Source organism: Enterobacter sp. ENT03 (assembly GCF_019218745.1).
Taxonomy (GTDB): domain Bacteria; phylum Pseudomonadota; class Gammaproteobacteria; order Enterobacterales; family Enterobacteriaceae; genus Enterobacter_D.
In genome coordinates, this window is record NZ_JAHUXA010000001.1 from 303,958 (window position 1) to 320,285 (window position 16,328).

The 16,328-nt window shown below is 52.7% G+C and carries 20 protein-coding genes and 1 pseudogene; 7 read left to right on the top strand and 14 right to left on the bottom strand.

Annotated elements, in window-relative coordinates; genetic code table 11:
• The first annotated feature begins 80 nt into the window (after window positions 1-80).
• Window positions 81-527: a DUF441 domain-containing protein gene (locus KW828_RS01465; protein WP_218334671.1), complete on the top strand. Its 447-nt coding sequence runs from the start codon at window positions 81-83 to the stop codon at window positions 525-527.
• Here the strand turns inward: KW828_RS01465 and KW828_RS01470 are convergent.
• Genes KW828_RS01470 through KW828_RS01485 form a run of 4 tightly spaced genes read right to left on the bottom strand, consistent with a single transcriptional unit; the run spans window position 510 to window position 3,590 of the window.
• Window positions 510-1,202, bottom strand: coding sequence for an amino acid ABC transporter permease (locus KW828_RS01470; RefSeq protein WP_218334672.1), 693 nt, complete (start codon window positions 1,200-1,202; stop codon window positions 510-512). The genes KW828_RS01465 and KW828_RS01470 overlap by 18 nt on opposite strands.
• A complete protein-coding gene (locus tag KW828_RS01475) occupies window positions 1,199-1,942 on the bottom strand; it encodes an amino acid ABC transporter permease (protein WP_218334673.1) in 744 nt (247 codons plus the stop codon). The genes KW828_RS01470 and KW828_RS01475 overlap by 4 nt, the downstream gene beginning before the upstream one ends.
• Window positions 1,942-2,763: an amino acid ABC transporter ATP-binding protein gene (locus KW828_RS01480; protein WP_218334674.1), complete on the bottom strand. Its 822-nt coding sequence runs from the start codon at window positions 2,761-2,763 to the stop codon at window positions 1,942-1,944. The genes KW828_RS01475 and KW828_RS01480 overlap by 1 nt, the downstream gene beginning before the upstream one ends.
• 2 nt (window positions 2,764-2,765) lie before the next feature.
• The gene (locus KW828_RS01485) at window positions 2,766-3,590 is read right to left on the bottom strand and encodes an ABC transporter substrate-binding protein (protein ID WP_218334675.1); all 825 of its coding nucleotides are present in this window, start codon (window positions 3,588-3,590) and stop codon (window positions 2,766-2,768) included.
• Between the two features lie 287 nt (window positions 3,591-3,877).
• On the opposite strand from KW828_RS01485, the gene KW828_RS01490 reads away from it, so the two are divergent.
• On the top strand, window positions 3,878-5,065 hold the full coding sequence (locus KW828_RS01490; RefSeq protein ID WP_218334676.1) for a CynX/NimT family MFS transporter: 1,188 nt from the start codon (window positions 3,878-3,880) through the stop codon (window positions 5,063-5,065).
• A gap of 20 nt (window positions 5,066-5,085) precedes the next feature.
• On the opposite strand, the gene KW828_RS01495 is transcribed toward KW828_RS01490, so the two are convergent.
• Complete coding sequence (locus KW828_RS01495; protein WP_218334677.1) at window positions 5,086-5,793, bottom strand: CTP synthase; 708 nt, start codon at window positions 5,791-5,793, stop codon at window positions 5,086-5,088.
• 130 nt (window positions 5,794-5,923) lie between these two features.
• Here KW828_RS01495 and KW828_RS01500 point away from each other — a divergent pair, with 130 nt between their 5' ends.
• Window positions 5,924-6,277, top strand: a complete 354-nt coding sequence (locus KW828_RS01500; protein WP_218334678.1) for a DUF488 domain-containing protein — start codon at window positions 5,924-5,926, stop codon at window positions 6,275-6,277.
• On the opposite strand, the gene KW828_RS01505 is transcribed toward KW828_RS01500, so the two are convergent.
• Window positions 6,267-6,572, bottom strand: coding sequence for a hypothetical protein (locus KW828_RS01505; RefSeq protein ID WP_218334679.1), 306 nt, complete (start codon window positions 6,570-6,572; stop codon window positions 6,267-6,269). The two genes, KW828_RS01500 and KW828_RS01505, sit on opposite strands and share 11 nt — an antisense overlap.
• Before the next feature lie 383 nt (window positions 6,573-6,955).
• On the opposite strand from KW828_RS01505, the gene KW828_RS01510 reads away from it, so the two are divergent.
• A complete protein-coding gene (locus KW828_RS01510; protein WP_218334680.1) occupies window positions 6,956-8,761 on the top strand; it encodes an EAL domain-containing protein in 1,806 nt (601 codons plus the stop codon).
• Between the two features lie 18 nt (window positions 8,762-8,779).
• On the opposite strand, the gene KW828_RS01515 is transcribed toward KW828_RS01510, so the two are convergent.
• Window positions 8,780-9,397, bottom strand: a complete 618-nt coding sequence (locus tag KW828_RS01515) for a LysE family translocator (protein WP_218334681.1) — start codon at window positions 9,395-9,397, stop codon at window positions 8,780-8,782.
• Window positions 9,398-9,523: 126 nt separating this feature from the next.
• On the opposite strand from KW828_RS01515, the gene KW828_RS01520 reads away from it, so the two are divergent.
• Both KW828_RS01520 and yncL read left to right on the top strand, forming a co-directional pair.
• On the top strand, window positions 9,524-9,994 hold the full coding sequence (locus KW828_RS01520; protein ID WP_218334682.1) for a GNAT family N-acetyltransferase: 471 nt from the start codon (window positions 9,524-9,526) through the stop codon (window positions 9,992-9,994).
• 164 nt (window positions 9,995-10,158) lie between these two features.
• A complete protein-coding gene (yncL, locus tag KW828_RS22095; protein WP_218334683.1) occupies window positions 10,159-10,251 on the top strand; it encodes a stress response membrane protein YncL in 93 nt (30 codons plus the stop codon).
• 92 nt (window positions 10,252-10,343) lie between these two features.
• On the opposite strand, the gene wcaA is transcribed toward yncL, so the two are convergent.
• From wcaA to cspG, 5 genes and pseudogenes are all read right to left on the bottom strand, one after another.
• Window positions 10,344-11,201 (bottom strand): colanic acid biosynthesis glycosyltransferase WcaA, encoded by an 858-nt coding sequence (wcaA, locus tag KW828_RS01530; protein ID WP_371316082.1) that lies wholly within the window; start codon window positions 11,199-11,201, stop codon window positions 10,344-10,346.
• Between the two features lie 515 nt (window positions 11,202-11,716).
• Entirely contained in the window at window positions 11,717-11,890 is a 174-nt protein-coding gene (locus KW828_RS01535; RefSeq protein WP_218334685.1) for a GnsA/GnsB family addiction module toxin, read from the bottom strand.
• Between the two features lie 213 nt (window positions 11,891-12,103).
• On the bottom strand, window positions 12,104-12,571 hold the full coding sequence (locus tag KW828_RS01540) for an Hsp20 family protein (RefSeq protein WP_218334686.1): 468 nt from the start codon (window positions 12,569-12,571) through the stop codon (window positions 12,104-12,106).
• A 189-nt stretch (window positions 12,572-12,760) separates the two neighbouring features.
• Window positions 12,761-13,039: pseudogene (locus KW828_RS21830) on the bottom strand (methyl-accepting chemotaxis protein); the annotation flags it as partial.
• A 167-nt stretch (window positions 13,040-13,206) separates the two neighbouring features.
• Entirely contained in the window at window positions 13,207-13,419 is a 213-nt protein-coding gene (cspG, locus tag KW828_RS01550; protein WP_218334475.1) for a cold shock protein CspG, read from the bottom strand.
• 429 nt (window positions 13,420-13,848) lie between these two features.
• Here cspG and KW828_RS01555 point away from each other — a divergent pair, with 429 nt between their 5' ends.
• Window positions 13,849-14,004 carry a YnfU family zinc-binding protein gene (locus KW828_RS01555; protein WP_217896340.1) on the top strand — a complete coding sequence of 52 codons (156 nt, stop codon included), beginning with the start codon at window positions 13,849-13,851 and terminating at the stop codon, window positions 14,002-14,004.
• A gap of 318 nt (window positions 14,005-14,322) precedes the next feature.
• Here the strand turns inward: KW828_RS01555 and KW828_RS01560 are convergent, their stop codons facing one another.
• A complete protein-coding gene (locus tag KW828_RS01560) occupies window positions 14,323-14,541 on the bottom strand; it encodes a cold shock domain-containing protein (RefSeq protein ID WP_129362015.1) in 219 nt (72 codons plus the stop codon).
• Window positions 14,542-14,973: 432 nt separating this feature from the next.
• Window positions 14,974-16,224 carry an NADP-dependent isocitrate dehydrogenase gene (icd, locus tag KW828_RS01565; RefSeq protein WP_129362016.1) on the bottom strand — a complete coding sequence of 417 codons (1,251 nt, stop codon included), beginning with the start codon at window positions 16,222-16,224 and terminating at the stop codon, window positions 14,974-14,976.
• Window positions 16,225-16,328 lie beyond the last annotated feature (104 nt).

Here is a 16,328-nt window from a genome sequence, read left to right on the forward strand (position 1 = left end):
GCATGACCGAAAAAACGCCTGCTTATGAATGGCTTTCCGCGTAAAGTAAGCAGGCTAATTTTTCTGGTCAGGATGCCACCATGTTCGATACCACGCTGTTTATCTTGCTCGCCCTCGCCGCGCTGGGGTTCGTCAGCCACAACACCACCGTCGCTATCTCCATTCTGGTGCTGATCATTGTGCGCGTGACCCCGCTCAACGCCTTTTTCCCGTGGATCGAAAAACAGGGACTGACCATTGGCATCATCATCCTGACCATCGGCGTGATGGCTCCTCTTGCCAGCGGCACCCTGCCGCCGTCAACGCTGTTGCACTCCTTCGCTAACTGGAAGTCGCTGGTCGCCATCGCGGTCGGGGTGTTTGTCTCCTGGCTCGGCGGGCGCGGCGTGACGCTGATGAGCTCACAGCCATCGCTGGTGGCGGGTCTGCTGGTCGGTACGGTGCTCGGTGTAGCGCTGTTCCGTGGCGTCCCCGTCGGCCCGCTGATCGCCGCAGGTCTGGTGTCGCTGTTAATTGGCCGGCAATGATCGCCGCCGTTGCCACTGTTTTACCGACTGCTCCAGCAGGCAGCACAGCAGGTAATACACCAGGCCGGTAAAGATAAACAGCGCGGCCGGATAGACCTGGACGCGGCTGTTGACCTGTCCGGCGACGGTGGTCAGCTCCGGCACGTTGACGATAAACGCCAGCGAGGTGTCTTTCAGCAAAGCAATCATCAGGCCGACATACGACGGCAGCGCATTGCGCAGCGCCTGGGGTAACAGCACCCAGCGCAGCAGCTGCAGGCTGCTGAATCCTCCGGCAAGCGCCGCCTCATATTGTCCTTTCGGTAAAGCGCCCAGTGCCGCGAGGGTCGAATACATCACCGACGCCGAGGTAAACCACGCCAGCGCCAGCGTGACGGTCACCGCCCCCGGCAGATCCGCGCCGGTTAGCGCGGGCAGTAAAAACCACAGCCAGAAAATCACAAAGATCAGCGGAATGCCGCGGATCAGCTCCGCCCAGACAAACAGCAGTCTGCGCGGCCAGCCGTTGAAGCGCCAGGCGCAGCAGGCCAGCGCTATGCCGCCCGGAAACGCCAGCAGCGCCGCGCCCAGCGTCATCAGCACCGACAGCAGTACGCCGCCCGGCTCGCCCTGCGCGGTGCGCCCCAGCAGCAGATACTCCAGGTTATCGGTAATAACCGTAATACTGGCGATCATCCTGTTTTCTCCCGTCTTGCCCGCCACCACAGCGGCGCATTCAACAGCAGGCTCATCACCAGTCCGAGCAACAGATAGAGCGCGCTGCCGATGGCGAACGCTTCCAGCGCATGAGCGTTATAGCTTTCAATTTGCCGCGTCTGGTAGGTGAGTTCGGCAAAGCCGATGCCGGTCGCCAGCGACGAGAGCTTCATCAGGTTAAGATATTGCCCGACCACCGGCTGCCAGGCGTTTTTCAGCCCCTGCGGCAGCAGGATCCAGCGAAACAGTGCCAGCGGGCTGAAGCCCTGGGCGGTGGCCGCTTCCACCTGTCCGCGCGGCACGGCATGTAGCCCGGACTGGATCTCCTCCACCAGAAAAGCCGCGGTGAACAGCCCCAGCGCCCACGCCGAGCTGAGAAACTCCGGCGTAAACCACCACACCTCACCCGGCAGCACCGAAAACACGTGCTCGTCGTTAACGTACTGACGAAACGCCTGCGGCAGCACGTTCCAGGCGGCGAAATACCAGAACAGCAGTTGCACCAGCAGCGGCGTATTGCGAAACAACGACACCCACACCGCCACCACGCCGCGGCCCACGCGCCCGCCCGTAAGCCGCAGCGCCAGCAACAGCACGGTGAGCAGCGTCGCCAGCACCATTCCTGCCAGCGTCACCCATAACGTGGTCAGAAAACCGGAGAGGATCCACTGCGCGGGCTGGCCGGTCAGCACCCCGGCCCAGTCAAGATGAAGGTTCATCAGCCATCCCTGCTTTCAGCATGCAGCGGGTTGAGCACCTTTTGCAGAAACCGCTGCGCACGAGGATGCTGTGGCGCGGTGAAGAACTGCGCCGGGGCCGCCTGCTCAAGAATTTCACCGCCGTCAATGAAGATAACGCGGTCGGCAATTTCACGGGCGAACTGCATTTCGTGGGTGACGACAATCAGCGTGATACCGCTGTGCGCCAGCGATTTCATCACCTGTAATACTTCGCCGATCATCTCCGGATCCAGCGCCGAGGTTGGCTCATCGAACAAAATAATGTGCGGGCTGGCCGCCAGCGTGCGGGCGATGGCCACCCGCTGCTGCTGTCCACCGGAGAGCTGCGCCGGGAAGTGATGGGCTTTGCCCTGCAGGCCGACGCGCTCCAGCAGACCGAGGGCGATCTGCTGCGCCTCCAGCGGTGATTTGCCGTGCACGCGGGTCAGCGCCAGCGTGATGTTATCCAGCGCGCTGAGATGGGCATAGAGATTGAATTGCTGGAACACGAATCCTACCTGACGGCGGATCTCACGCAGCGCACGGCCCTTAAGCCCGCTGGTGGGTTTACCGTCGATAAAGATCTCGCCGCTGGTCAGGGTTTCCAGCTGGTTAATCAGGCGGATCAGCGTCGATTTTCCCGATCCGGATGGCCCGCATATCGCGACCACCTCCCCGGCGCTGACCTGCAAATCAATATTCTTAAGCACCTGATGATCGCCGTAACGCTTGCTCACCTGGCGGAATTCGACCGTGCCTTTTTGCACGGCAAACGCCTCCGTGGCCGACGCCACGGAGGTGGAAAATAAACCTGCAAACATAGTTACTTCGCTTCTATTTTAAAGCTGCGCGGCTGCGGGGTTTTGGTTTGCGGACCAAACCAGGTGTCGTAGATTTTCGCCGCCTCGCCACTCTGCTCAAGCTTCACCAGCTCGGCATTCACCGCTTTCAGCAGCGCGGTTTCCCCTTTGGTCACACCGACGCCAATTTCTTCTTTCGACAGCAGATCCGGCAGGATTTTAAACTTCGCTTTGTCCGGCGCTTCCGCCAGCAGACCGGCAAGAATAGTGCTGTCCTGGGTGATCGCCTGCACGTTGCCGTTCCGCAGCGCGGTCAACGCCAGCGGAATATCGTCGTAGGCCAGCACGCGGGACTGCGGGAAACGCTGATGCAGCGTCTGCTCGCCGGTGGTGCCCTTCACCGCGCCGATACGCGCTTTGCTGTAGGCGTCGAGCGAATCTTTACCCTCTGCCGGCACGAGGAATTGCTGACCGGTCACAAAATAGGGCGTGGAGAAATCAATCACCTGGGCGCGCTCCGGGGTGATGGTGATGTCAGCGACGATCAGATCCACCTTCCCGGACTGCAACAGCGGAATGCGGTTCGCCGGGTTGGTGGCGACCAGCTCCAGCTTCACGCCAAGGCTTTTGGCGAGCGCGTTGGCGAAATCCACGTCATAGCCCACGATGTCATGGGTTTTCGGATCAATGGCGCCAAACGGCGGGTTAGCGTCAAAGGTCGCCACTTTCACCACGCCTGCGGCTTTAATATCGGCAAGTTTGTCGGCGTGCGCCGCAAAAGAGAGCGTAGTGAGCAGCGCCAGTGCGGTCAGCGCACCGGCTTTTTTAGTCTGTGTGAAAGTTGCCATGCGGGTCATGTTCCGTAGTTATTGAAATTGCAGCTAAATTCACACAGCTTCCCCTGCGCATACAAATATCAAAAAGTGCATTACATATCGAAAAAAGTTATGAAAATAACCAACGCAAAAGGATCCGCTTATTACTGCCGTCACCGCAGCATAAACGATAAATAACCTTACTTAAGAAATGGCTTAACAAGCAGAAAATAGTCAGAATAAAGACCTGCCAGATTTGGCGGGTGGGCCATCAGGGATTAGACTGACGCGGCTCACTACGCCAGAAGACAGAGAATATAATGACGACCGCTATTTCACTTCGTACCCGCCACGGATTGCTGCTGTTTGCCGGGATCCTGTTGATTGCTACCACTCTGCGCGTCACCTTCACCGGCGCCGCCCCGTTGCTGGGGGCCATTCGTGACGACTACGGGCTCACCACCGCACAGACCGGGATGCTCACTACTCTGCCGCTGCTGGCATTTGCGCTGGTATCGCCGCTGGCGGCGGGCATTGCGCGTCGTCTGGGCATGGAGCGCAGCCTGCTGGTTGCCATGCTGCTGATCTGCGCCGGTATTGCCGTGCGTTCCCTGCCCTCGGCGGCGCTGCTGTTTATCGGCACGGCGGTGATCGGCTGTGGCATCGCGCTGGGTAACGTGCTGCTACCGGGGATCATCAAACGTGATTTCGCCGGTCAGGTGGCGAAAATGACCGGGGCCTACTCGCTCACCATGGGCGCGGCGGCGGCGCTTGGCTCGGCGCTGGTGGTGCCCATTGCGCTGCACGGATTCGGCTGGCGCGGTGCACTGCTGACGCTGATGGCTTTTCCGCTGCTCGCCCTTGCCCTGTGGCTGCCACAGTTACGCGCCCGCACGCCTGCCGCCTTAAGTAGCACGCCAGGCCTGCACGATCGCGGCATCTGGCGCTCACGGCTTGCCTGGCAGGTGACGCTGTTCCTTGGTATTAACTCGTTAATTTATTATGTGATTATTGGCTGGCTGCCGGCGATTTTAATCAGCCACGGTTACAGCGAGGCACAGGCCGGATCGCTGCACGGCCTATTACAGCTGGCAACCGCTGCACCCGGTATTTTTATTCCGCTGGTGCTGCATCGCCTGCGCGATCAGCGCGGCATCGCCGCCGTGGTGTCACTACTGTGCGCCTTCAGCGCCGTCGGGCTGTGGCTGTTCCCGGCGCAGGCGGTACTGTGGACGGTGATCTTTGGTTTTGGCTCCGGCGCAACGATGATCCTCGGCCTGACGTTTATCGGCCTGCGCGCCAGTTCAGCACATCAGGCCGCGGCATTATCCGGCATGGCGCAGTCGGTGGGCTACTTGCTGGCCGCCTGCGGGCCGCCGCTGATGGGGAAAATTCATGATGCCAGCGGCGACTGGCATATTCCGCTGCTCGCCTGTGCGCTGTTAGCGGTGGTGATGGCGGTTTGTGGCGCGTTCGCCGGGCAGGATCGCGAGATCAACGTTCGCTGATCCCGCCTTTACAGGAAAGTTTAGTTGCTGGCAGCACGCAGCAGGGCATGAACCAGCGGCACCGGGCGTCCGGCCAGCGCGCCGCGTTCATGCTGGAACAGGGTGGCGACGAAGAACGGATGGCTGGCCAGCTCCACGGCGCGGATCTCACCGTCTTCGTCCCAGCCAGTGACGCGGAAATCGCCGGAGTTCAGCACATCCGCAAATTCCGGTGAGATCCCGTAGCGGCAGTGATAGCCCTCTTCGATAGTCTCGCGACCATAGGCTTTGCCGATCAGCGTGTTCGGACGCAGTTCAATAACCCCCGTCTCTTCCACCAGCGAACATTGCAGCGCGGAGATCACCATCCGGCCATGGGTATCGGTTTCCGCATGGGCGGCGTTTTCCCACGCCAGCACATTGCGCGCGTACTCAATCATCGCATGCTGGAACCCCCCGCAGGTGCCGAGGAACGGAATGCTGTTTTCACGGGCATAACGAATGGCGATAAACGCGCCTTCAGGGTTTTTGTAGGGGCTGGCGGGTACTACCCAGATGGCATCGTAACCGACTAAATCTTCGGCGAACTGAATTTCCGACGTCGCCAGCCAGTCATAATCAGCAGTGATGTTTTGTACGGCGGCGGCATCATCAATCGCCAGCGGAATAGCCTGGTGAGCAATAACGTCAGGATTGTAATCACCCACGAGGGCGATGCGCAGCGTTTCTTTGACAGGCAGGTGGTCCATGGCGGTTCCCTATGTTGTGCAATTTACGGATAACATAAGGAACATCAGAGTAATGATCTTTTGCCGCTATCACAACACCTTAAAATTCGCAGGGGGTGTTTTTGTACGGCTACCGACAAGGAGAACGAGGATGATCAATTGTAAACGGGTTTACGACGATCCTGCTGAGGACGACGGCTATCGGGTGCTGGTCGACCGGCTCTGGCCGCGAGGCATCAAAAAAAGCGATCTCGCCCGCGACGAGTGGTGCAAAGCGCTGGCACCCTCAACGGCGCTGCGTAAGGCGTTTCATAGTGAGGTGCTGGATTTCGCCGCGTTCAGCGAAGCCTATCGTGCTGAACTGGATGCCCAACGGGAGGAAGGTCTGCGTCTGTCGGCGCTGGCAAAAACGCAAAATCTTACGCTGTTATATGCCGCAAAGGACAGGCAGCAAAACCACGCCCAGGTTCTGGCGGCGTGGTTACAGGCGTTGTTTAATAGCTAACCTGGGCGTCGGCGTTCTGCGGCAGGGCATCCGGCAGCAGCGGCATCAGATGTTCTGCACGCACAAAGGCGTAGCCATGATGGCCGTCGAAGGTATATACGTCGCCGATAACCAGCCACAGGGCGCGCGGCGCGTTGCCGGGCATCAGTGTCATCACGCCATTAATCGGGTTGAGAAAACGCTCACCCGGCTGGCAGAGGCCGTACAACTCTACAGATTTACCAATATTACGACGACCATGAGGGGTCTGCGCGCCAATGATTAAGGCCTGGCTGCCCGGTTTTAACAAGTACATGCTGCTCTCGTGCGCTTCGCTAAAATGATTAAGATAAATCCTAAAAGCAAGTTTACCCTGGCAAGCGTGGCTATGTCACGATCTGCATGTAACCGGTCGTGACTAAGTCTTTTTTAGGCTGCCAGTGAAAGTGTCGTTTATCGCAACGCCGTATTCCGTTATCGTATAAGAAAATCCTCATTGCTTTTTATTATCTGTTCAGGCGGCAACGCCTCTCTGGAGCCTTACGTGAGAAAGACCACAATTATTATGCTGATTATTGCTATTGCCGCCGTTGCCGGATCGCAACTCGGCTGGTGGTGATCTCTGCTGTACGCTAAAAATAAGTATTCTCTGGATAATGTTATCCACGGACTCAGCCTTGTTCTGAGCAGGAGCGCGTTATGTTCACCGGCCTGAATAAAAATGAAACACGAAGACTGGCGACGCTGACGCTGCTCCGGGCGCAGGACGGTGCACGCGATGCAGCGCTTGGCGAATTTGCTTGTCTTGCCAGTGAAATCATGGGCGTGGATGGCTGTTTTGTGACCATTTTTGATGACGAGTTTCAGTACATCAAATATGTAAAAAATAACCCGGCGATCCCGCTGAAAATGCCGATTGCTGATTCTATGTGCCAGCATTCGGTTAAGAGCTGCAATGCCATTATTTGCAACGATACCCGGCTGGACGATCGTTTCCGCGATCATGAACTGTCGGTGAATGGCCACGTGATTTTTTATGCCGCCGCGCCGTTACAAACCAAAGAGGGTTTCGTGCTCGGCACGCTGTGCGTCAGCCATCCGGCACCGCTTGAACCGACGGCGCAACAAACAGAAAACTTCCTGCGCATTGCCTCGCTGGCCTGTAATTATCTGGAAGCCTGGTATTCATTAGGGCGGGTGGATGCCCTAACCGGCCTGCCAAACCGTCAGTTTTTACTGCAGGAGATGGAGCGCATCGCGCTGGAAACGGCGCACCGCCCGTCCACGCTGATCCTTTTTGACTGCATTGACATGCCGAAAGCCTATGAGCTGTCGCGCTATCTTGGTCTTACCGCCGTCGAAAAAATGCTGCGCGGTTTCGGCCCACTGTTGCGCCTGCGGTTAAAATTACCGGACACCACGCCGTTATATGCCTTTGCGCCGGGGCGTTTTGCGCTGTTAATTGATACGGAATACGCGAAGACGCTGACGAAAAAAGCCGAAAATCTGCCGGATATTGAGGCGCAAATTCGCGGCGACATTGCCATCAGATTAAAAATCTTCACTGGCTATGTGAATTTCCAGCCTGGTGGTGAAAATCCGAAAGAGATATTACGCCAGGGGATCAGCGCCCTGCACGAGGCTATTCGCCAGGATATTCCGGTCTTGCCGTTTGACCGGGATTTCGATCAGAAACGAAACAGCGATTTTAAATTGCTCTACGATCTGAGCGAAGCCATTAAAGCACCGGATCAGTTTTATCTGGTCTATCAGCCGAAAATTTCTCTGCACAGCGGTTTCACCGAAGGGTGCGAGGCACTGCTGCGCTGGCAGCATCCGGTGCTGGGCAACATCTCCCCCGCGACCATCGTCGCGCTGGCGGAAAAAACCACGTTGATGAACGATATTACGCACTGGGTGATCCGCACGGTCATCGTCCAGCTGCAACGCTGGCGCGCGGCAGGCATCACGCTGCCGGTGTCAATTAACGTCACGGTCAGCGATTTTTCCTGCGCCGGATTTGCCGATACGCTGGAACGACAGATACGTGAGGCAGGCCTTGCGGCGAAAGATATTCGCATTGAATGTCTGGAAACCGAGAAGGTGCTGGAGAGCGAGCAGGCGTTGTATGAGCTGGACCGCCTGAAAGATAAAGGCTTTAAGATCCTGCTCGACGACTTTGGCGCAGGCTACAGTAATATCAGCTATCTGCGCCGCATCCCTATCGACATTATTAAACTCGACCGCTCGCTGATTAGCCAGCTGACCACGGATGCTGGTAGCCGTATTATCGCCCGCAACGTCATTATGATGTTAAAAGATCTGAACTATCTGGTGCTGGCGGAAGGAGTGGAAGATAAAGAAACCGCGATGCTGCTCCAGTCTTACGGTTGCGACGAAGCGCAAGGCTACTTTTTTTCACCCCCCGTCCCGCCAGAGGCGATCCCCGCCTGGCTCGCCGAAGCCAGTCCGCTTGATGTGGCATCACTGCGCAACACTCTGTAAACCTGCGCCCTTTTTCTTTCAGCGTTTGCTGAGTGCCAGTTTGGTGGCAAAGAGAATGAACAGCGTACCGGTGCCGCGATCCATCCAGCGGGAAACGCGCTCGCGCTTTAAGACGCTCGCCAGCGGACGGGTCGCCAGAATCAGGATGGTTGACCAGCTCATGCCAATCATCACGTGGATCGCCACCAGCCCGAATGTCCAGGCAATCAGCGGCTGCCCGTGGGGAATAAACTGCGGCAGGAACGAGACATAAAACACGCCCATTTTCGGGTTCAGTACATTTCCCAGCATCCCTTTCACGAACCAGTTTTGCGCCGTTTTGTCATTTTCTGTGGCGGGTAATCCCTTGCCCGGACGCAGCAGCATGGTGATCCCCAGCCAGCAGAGATACGCAGCGCCGCAGAATTTCAGGATGTTATACGCCAGCTCCGATACCGCAATCAGCGCCCCCAGACCAAAGGCCACCATCGCGCCCCAGATAAAGCAACCGACGTTAATGCCCATGGCCGCTTTGAACGCCTCCTTTTTTCCTTCCACCGACGCGGTGCGCAGGATCAGCGCGGTATCCAGCCCCGGCGTGAGCGTCAGTAAGGTGGCAGCAACGCTATAAGCCAGCAGGGTGTCAAAAATAGTCACGTCCGATCTCCGTTATGATTTTTTAAGCGCGGCTGATAATAACAGAAAGCCGACGCGGGGCGACGTGCCCCTCCCCGCCTGAAATGGTAGAGTCAGCAGAAATAACCGTCTGATGAGAAAGCACTGATGATCACCTTTACACCGATGAGCGACGCAGAGTACCCGGCATTTCTGGCGTATTTCATACCTGATTATGCGCAAGAAATCGCTGAAAATTACCGTCTGACGGACGACGCGGCATTACGGCATGCCACCGCAGAGGTCAATGCCAGCCTGCACGCAGGGGTGAACACGCCGGGTCAGACATTGCTGACGATTGTGCACGCGCCGGACGGCGCGGTGGGCTATCTGTGGTACAAAGCGGATCCGCTGTTGAAATCGGTCTACGTGAATGATTTATCTATTTTCCCGCACTTACGTAACCAGGGATTAGGCCGTTTAGCCTTAGCGGAACTGGAACACAAACTGCGCGACGAAGGCTATCAACAAATTAAACTGCGGGTGGCGGCAGAGAATAAAACTGCGCAACATGTCTATGCGGCCAGCGGATTCAACGTGACTGGCATCAACATGAACAAGCTGCTCTCACCAGACTAACGGTGTGGACGGGTCAGGGCTCAAACTTCTCCGAAAAGACGCTGCCTGAGCGAAAATTAAGACTTTTAGACGAGGCAAAATATTCAGTCGTAACTACAATCAGGGAAGTTGTTTTGGCCTGACCTTGTTACCAACATCCACGTTGTCACGTGAAGGATGCGAAGATGAATATTTCCAGCAGAACCGCTGTTCTTCTTAATCTGCTTGCTGCCGCAGCGCTTATTATGATGTTGTCGTCTAAATACCACTGGTTCTGAAGCGCACACCGACATTAAAAACAGACACCCCGGCTTCTGGCCGGGGTGTCTTTAAGCATATGCTGATGCCGTCTTGAGAAGGTATCTTTCTACTAAAATTTTTTATTTTTGAAACTCGTATACAGCATTGCGTAGCGTCTGGCATTTCTCAAGGTCATCAATCTCAACAACGTACGCATCCCCATTGGCTTGTTACGAATATAGTATAAGGTGAACAGCTGATATTTCTTGCTGGATTTATCAAATGTGCCCTTATGCTTTCTATAAAAGTTCAGATACCCGGAAAATTTTTTATGAGAACCGGTTATGCGAGCCTCGCCATGATTGACATAAAGTATCTGCGTAGCCTTCTGCACTTTTAAAGGGGGGCCATATTTTTTGGCAAGGCGATAAAACGCATCATAATCTTGTGCGGCTAATAAATGTGTATCAAACAGCCCATCCTGTAATCTACTGGTTAGCGTAAAAATCTGATTGCCGACTATATTCTTTTTATCAAATAGCTTTTCGTTATATTCAGGCTTAGGATATAAACGCAACTCGGCTAAATTGCTATACTGTTTACTTTCACAGATGTAATCATCAGCATACAGAAAAGCATGTTTCTTCAACATACTCTGATGGTCAATAAATGCGGATAGCCGATTGGGTAACCATTCATCGTCGTCATCAATACCGGTGATCAGGGCGCCTTTCGCCAGCCTAATTGCCTGGTTTCTGACAGCACAGGCCCCAGAATTATACTCGTTGCGAATAAACTTCACACGAGGATCATTAAGGGTTTCAACATAATGGCTGAGTTTATCGTAACTCGGCGAGCAGTCGTCAATTACTATCAGTTCCCAGTGGCTATAGTCTTGCGCCACAATAGACTCTATCGCCCTTATTGCAAGCGTTTCCCGATTCCAGGTGGGCATATAAATTGAGATTAACGGTGTTGCTGCGCACACGCTCGTTAAACTATTTCGTTCAGTAATTTCATCCAGTGAAGAAGCTCCGGCAGCATCACCAGTGGTGAATTCCACGCTCTTACAATATGAAAAAGTCAGGAAAGCTACGTTATAGGGAGAGAGAAACGATTTTACTGTATGCAAGTTAGGAAAGAAAAAATCTATAAAATTACCATAATACAGTCGGGCACCTGAAATATCCCTGGCTTCTGTGACCACGCCAGAATAACAGGTATCATTCTCTTTATGGCTTTCATTGTGCTGAGATGATCTTCGAATAAAAGTGTTTGAGCCTCTGGTTGTGACCATTATTTGCTCCGAAACCGTTTCGTTTTAATTTCGGGGCAAGAATAACAATGATTCATATCCTGATAAACATAATTACACTTCTTCGAATTATTTTAAGAGAAATCCCATGCAAACTTGCCAATTAATTGCATTGTGAATAATTGCAAGAATTAAACATCGCATGTATAGCAAAAAGGACGGGAACCTCTGGTTCCCGCTGATGGCACTTAAAGCAGCTTTATTTTGACGTCGTAGCCGTCCAGTCCCGTCATCGTCTCACGTGGGATGAACTCAATCTCGGAAACCTCTTTCGCCGTTTTTTTGCGCAGCTCTGCGACCTTTTTGGTTATCAGGGCGGAAATCTCTTCTTCAGCTTTATGTGTCAGTTCTTCATGTTTCATTGTTTGATACTCCTTTAAACCGTTCCGCATACTGTTGATGTCAGAACGCTCGTGCTGCTACGTTTAACTTATTATAAAGCTTAGGTTATCTTTCTTGTCTGCGTCCAGGAATCAGAAAAAGACGGACAATCAGGGTGATGAGGATGAAACCTGTCCTGAGGCGACAAAAAAAGGCCCGCTTCCGCGGGCCAGGGTCTTACACAAGGCAACAAATTAAGATTTATGTTCGAGCACGTTTTGAGTGCTTCCAATGGCAATTTTTTTCGGTTTTTCACTCTCAGGGATTTCCTGATGAATATCAATTTTCAGCAGTCCCTCCGCAAGGCTGGCGTGACTGACTTTGGTGTGCTCCGGCAGTGAAAAACTGAGCTGAAAATCTTCCCGATAGATGCCGCGATGGATCCAGCTTTCCTGTTCGCTGGACGACTCTTCCGCGCGTTTACCGGAAATTTTCAGAGTGCCACCGACAGTTTCAATTTCAAGCTCGTCCTCTTTCCAGCCCGGCACGCTCACCGAAATCGTATAGTTGTTGGCATCCCGGCGTTTCACGTCGTAAGACGGGGAAGCCGCAACCGGCGTATCACCGGTAAGCTGGCTGAACAACCGGTCGATTCGATTGAAGCGATCGGAAAAGAGGGAATCAGCGAATGTAGGTAAGGCTGACAAAGTTCTGAGTGCCATGATTAATCTCCCGAATTCCTGTTCAAAAGTTTAATGGTCAGGCAAGCATTGCTTGTCCGTGAATAAAAATAATATCTACCGGGGGTTTTTCAAGGCGACCAACAAAAAATTTTTTCAGGGTTTGTAATGTTTTTTTGATGCCCGCGACGGGGCCACGTTGGCACGGCACCGTGCATGGTGTAGCAACAAGGACGAACGCTGTGACAAGGAACGCACTTCACCGGCCACCACAGCAAATCCCTTACCCTGCTCTCCTGCACGTGCCGCTTCCACTTCGGCATTAAGCGCCAGAATATTTGTCTGCAATGCGATCCCGTCAATGATGGAGGTGATTTCAGATATTTTATTGGAAGAGCTGAAAATATCATCGATAGAATTTTTAAGCGCGCTTAGCTCGCGATGGCTTTGATTAACGATTGTCTGCACCTGTTCAATATGCGTATTTGCCTGCTTCGCGTTATCTATATTTTGTTTACTGACTGACGGTGGTTCTAGTACTGGGGCAAGTCACAGGCATTTTACTGACCGCCTGAAACGCAAAAAACCCGCTCAAGGCGGGTTTTTTATCACGTTCACTTATCTGCTCAGGCTCTGGCCGTCATCGCTGTCGTAAGCGCACGTGGCGTTATCGGCTCTTACAGCGCGATAACGTTAGCAGCTGCCGGACCTTTGGCGCCATTCTCAATCGAGAACTCAACCTTCTGCCCTTCGTCCAGCGTCTTGTAATCGTTGCTCTGGATAGCGGAAAAATGTACGAATACATCTTTGCTGCCGTCGGCCGGGGTAATGAAGCCGAAGCCTTTTTCAGAGTTAAACCATTTTACTAAACCAGTCATTTTATTAGACATAGATACTTCCTTTAATTTTCTTGAGCCACTGAGTGTGGCGAACATGGCCTGCTTGCAGATGAGGACTTATTGGGCACTTAGGAGGAGGCTCATGCAGAAGAGTATCTAAGGATAACGCTTGAACTGAGGACTGCTTTACTAAAACTGCTTTCATAAGGTCTGTATGCCAAACCGATGACGCATAGTGGACTGTTAAGAACTGATAAGCAAGATTAGTTTTGTCAAGAATTTGATAAGAAAACTGACAAACTATATTGAGCCTGTCTGGATAGCTGAATCATCACTTTTTTCACCGATCGGACATTTTAGTTTTATCAAATAAACTTGCATTTCAAAATCGTTGCGATTTTTTTCAGATTACCTGTAAAAAAACAAGTAATCATCAAATTAACCCTGTATCGTTGCAGTCCCTTATCGCAGGAGATGCCTATGTCCGGTCGTAAAAATACACAAACCCATCGCAATTACTTAGTCAAATGCCCATGCCCAAATTGTTCAAAGGACTCAGAGCATAGTTTTAGCCGTGTCCAAAAAGGGGCCCAACTCGTCTGTCCGTTCTGCAGCACTTTGTTCAAATCAAAATGATAGTAAAAGCGTTCTTACAGAGCTAAAGAGTGTTAAATACCCCAGGCCAATAACGATTTTTGGGGTGACTAATAACATTCAAGATGTGATACGGTGGTGGATCGCCTAATCCTTAGGCGTAAACTGCCCTATGAAAAGATTATAAGTATCTACTTTGAGACTTTTTATGTGAGAGATCTGCTTCGCGATCTAATGGCCAAAAACTTTTCAGCAATAAAATATGCTGGTCTGATTTAAAATACTATTCATTCCTGTTGTTCTGGTAACTGCTCAGCATGCTCCGGAGTGCCCCCTAAGCATTACCCCAGACACACCGATTCATTTATCGCAAAGAATTACATTAGACGCTGCAGGACCTTTTTCACGTTTATAAATCGTGTATTCAACCTTCTGGCCTTCAAAAAGGGTCTTAAAGTCATCGCCCTGAAGGTCCGAAACATGAACAGAGATATCTTTACCTCCATCAAGAGGAGAGATGAAACCAAACCCTTTATCTTCTTTAAACCATTTTACCAGGCCTCTGATTCTTGAGGACATAATAACTCCCGTTGCACATGATGAGGGTGGTAATAAACCCAGTATAAAACGTAGATTCAAAGAGAGTGACATCTGCACTCGCTCAGGCCATGAAGATGATCAGATAACTAACGACCTTCGCCTGTACTTCGAATTTATGATTTCATTAGGGCATGAATAGTAATAATAAGCAAAGAACTTTCTGTCCTGCATTTCCGCGTAAGAAAAAAATGAATCGCCACGGATAATCCAGACACTTCGGAGACGTTGTTGGACTGCCCCCACAACAAACGGCAAAATACCATGATGACCGGGGAAAAGACTGGACGATCGTAGCCGTTTGAACAGCATATTTTACAGTCAGTTTTGGGGAGGTTTTGGGGAAAGGATTGTAAAAGTAAAAAGCCAACATAAATCTACGATCTATGTTGGCTGTATGTTACAAAAACAGTATTACATGTGGCTGATAATAGCGTCACCAAACTCTGAACATTTCAGCAGCTTAGCGCCTTCCATCAGACGTTCGAAGTCATAGGTTACGGTTTTAGCAGCAATCGCGCCTTCCATACCTTTGACGATCAGGTCTGCGGCTTCGAACCATTCCATGTGACGGAGCATCATTTCAGCAGAGAGGATCACGGAACCTGGGTTCACTTTGTCCTGGCCTGCGTATTTCGGTGCGGTGCCGTGGGTGGCTTCGAACAGGGCGCATTCATCACCGATGTTCGCGCCTGGGGCGATACCGATACCGCCTACCTGGGCTGCCAGCGCATCAGAGATGTAGTCACCGTTCAGGTTCATACAGGCGATTACGTCGTATTCAGCCGGACGCAGCAGGATCTGTTGCAGGAACGCATCGGCAATCACATCTTTAATGATGATCTCTTTACCGGTGTTCGGGTTCTTGATTTTCTGCCACGGGCCGCCATCGATCAGCTCGCCGCCGAACTCTTCTTTCGCCAGCTGGTAGCCCCAGTCTTTGAAAGCGCCTTCGGTGAACTTCATGATGTTGCCTTTGTGAACCAGGGTCACAGAGTCGCGATCGTTGGTGATGGCGTACTGGATCGCGGCACGCACCAGACGTTTGGTCCCTTCTTCAGAACACGGCTTCACGCCGATACCACAATGTTCCGGGAAGCGGATTTTCTTCACGCCCATTTCGTCGCGCAGGAATTTGATCACTTTTTCAGCTTCGGCGCTGTCTGCTTTCCATTCGATACCGGCATAAATGTCTTCGGCGTTTTCGCGGAAGATCACCATATCGGTCAGGTCAGGACGTTTCACCGGGCTAGGTACGCCTTCATAGTAACGTACCGGACGCAGACAGACGTACAGATCCAGCTCCTGGCGCAGGGCCACGTTCAGGGAGCGAATGCCACCGCCTACCGGGGTAGTCAGCGGGCCTTTGATCGCCACGCGGTAGTCGCGGATCAGATCAAGGGTCTCTTTTGGCAGCCAGACGTCCTGGCCATAAATCTGGGTGGATTTTTCACCGGTGTAAATTTCCATCCAGGAAATCTTACGCTCACCTTTGTAGGCTTTTTCCACGGCGGCATTGACCACCTTCAGCATAGGCGGGGTCACGTCCACACCGATCCCATCGCCTTCGATGAATGGGATAATCGGATTATTAGGAACATTGAGTTTGCCGTTTTGCAGGGTGATCTTCTGACCTTCCGTCGGAACAACTACTTTGCTTTCCATTCACCTCTCCTTCGAGCGCTTCTGGTTATGACTGATTTTTTGTTAATGAATTGTAATGAGCCTGTCAATACTAACTGATTGTTGGGTTTCATGAAAGGCACTCG

Bases quoted from the DNA above. Each gene is read 5' to 3' on its own strand.
- KW828_RS01465 (WP_218334671.1), top strand. From the start codon at position 81: ATGTTCGATACCACGCTGTTTATCTTGCTCGCCCTCGCCGCGCTGGGG.
- KW828_RS01470 (WP_218334672.1), bottom strand. From the start codon at position 1,202: ATGATCGCCAGTATTACGGTTATTACCGATAACCTGGAGTATCTGCTG.
- KW828_RS01475 (WP_218334673.1), bottom strand. From the start codon at position 1,942: ATGAACCTTCATCTTGACTGGGCCGGGGTGCTGACCGGCCAGCCCGCG.
- KW828_RS01480 (WP_218334674.1), bottom strand. From the start codon at position 2,763: ATGTTTGCAGGTTTATTTTCCACCTCCGTGGCGTCGGCCACGGAGGCG.
- KW828_RS01485 (WP_218334675.1), bottom strand. From the start codon at position 3,590: ATGGCAACTTTCACACAGACTAAAAAAGCCGGTGCGCTGACCGCACTG.
- KW828_RS01490 (WP_218334676.1), top strand. From the start codon at position 3,878: ATGACGACCGCTATTTCACTTCGTACCCGCCACGGATTGCTGCTGTTT.
- KW828_RS01495 (WP_218334677.1), bottom strand. From the start codon at position 5,793: ATGGACCACCTGCCTGTCAAAGAAACGCTGCGCATCGCCCTCGTGGGT.
- KW828_RS01500 (WP_218334678.1), top strand. From the start codon at position 5,924: ATGATCAATTGTAAACGGGTTTACGACGATCCTGCTGAGGACGACGGC.
- KW828_RS01505 (WP_218334679.1), bottom strand. From the start codon at position 6,572: ATGTACTTGTTAAAACCGGGCAGCCAGGCCTTAATCATTGGCGCGCAG.
- KW828_RS01510 (WP_218334680.1), top strand. From the start codon at position 6,956: ATGTTCACCGGCCTGAATAAAAATGAAACACGAAGACTGGCGACGCTG.
- KW828_RS01520 (WP_218334682.1), top strand. From the start codon at position 9,524: ATGATCACCTTTACACCGATGAGCGACGCAGAGTACCCGGCATTTCTG.
- yncL (WP_218334683.1), top strand. From the start codon at position 10,159: ATGAATATTTCCAGCAGAACCGCTGTTCTTCTTAATCTGCTTGCTGCC.
- KW828_RS01535 (WP_218334685.1), bottom strand. From the start codon at position 11,890: ATGAAACATGAAGAACTGACACATAAAGCTGAAGAAGAGATTTCCGCC.
- KW828_RS01540 (WP_218334686.1), bottom strand. From the start codon at position 12,571: ATGGCACTCAGAACTTTGTCAGCCTTACCTACATTCGCTGATTCCCTC.
- cspG (WP_218334475.1), bottom strand. From the start codon at position 13,419: ATGTCTAATAAAATGACTGGTTTAGTAAAATGGTTTAACTCTGAAAAA.
- KW828_RS01555 (WP_217896340.1), top strand. From the start codon at position 13,849: ATGTCCGGTCGTAAAAATACACAAACCCATCGCAATTACTTAGTCAAA.
- KW828_RS01560 (WP_129362015.1), bottom strand. From the start codon at position 14,541: ATGTCCTCAAGAATCAGAGGCCTGGTAAAATGGTTTAAAGAAGATAAA.
- icd (WP_129362016.1), bottom strand. From the start codon at position 16,224: ATGGAAAGCAAAGTAGTTGTTCCGACGGAAGGTCAGAAGATCACCCTG.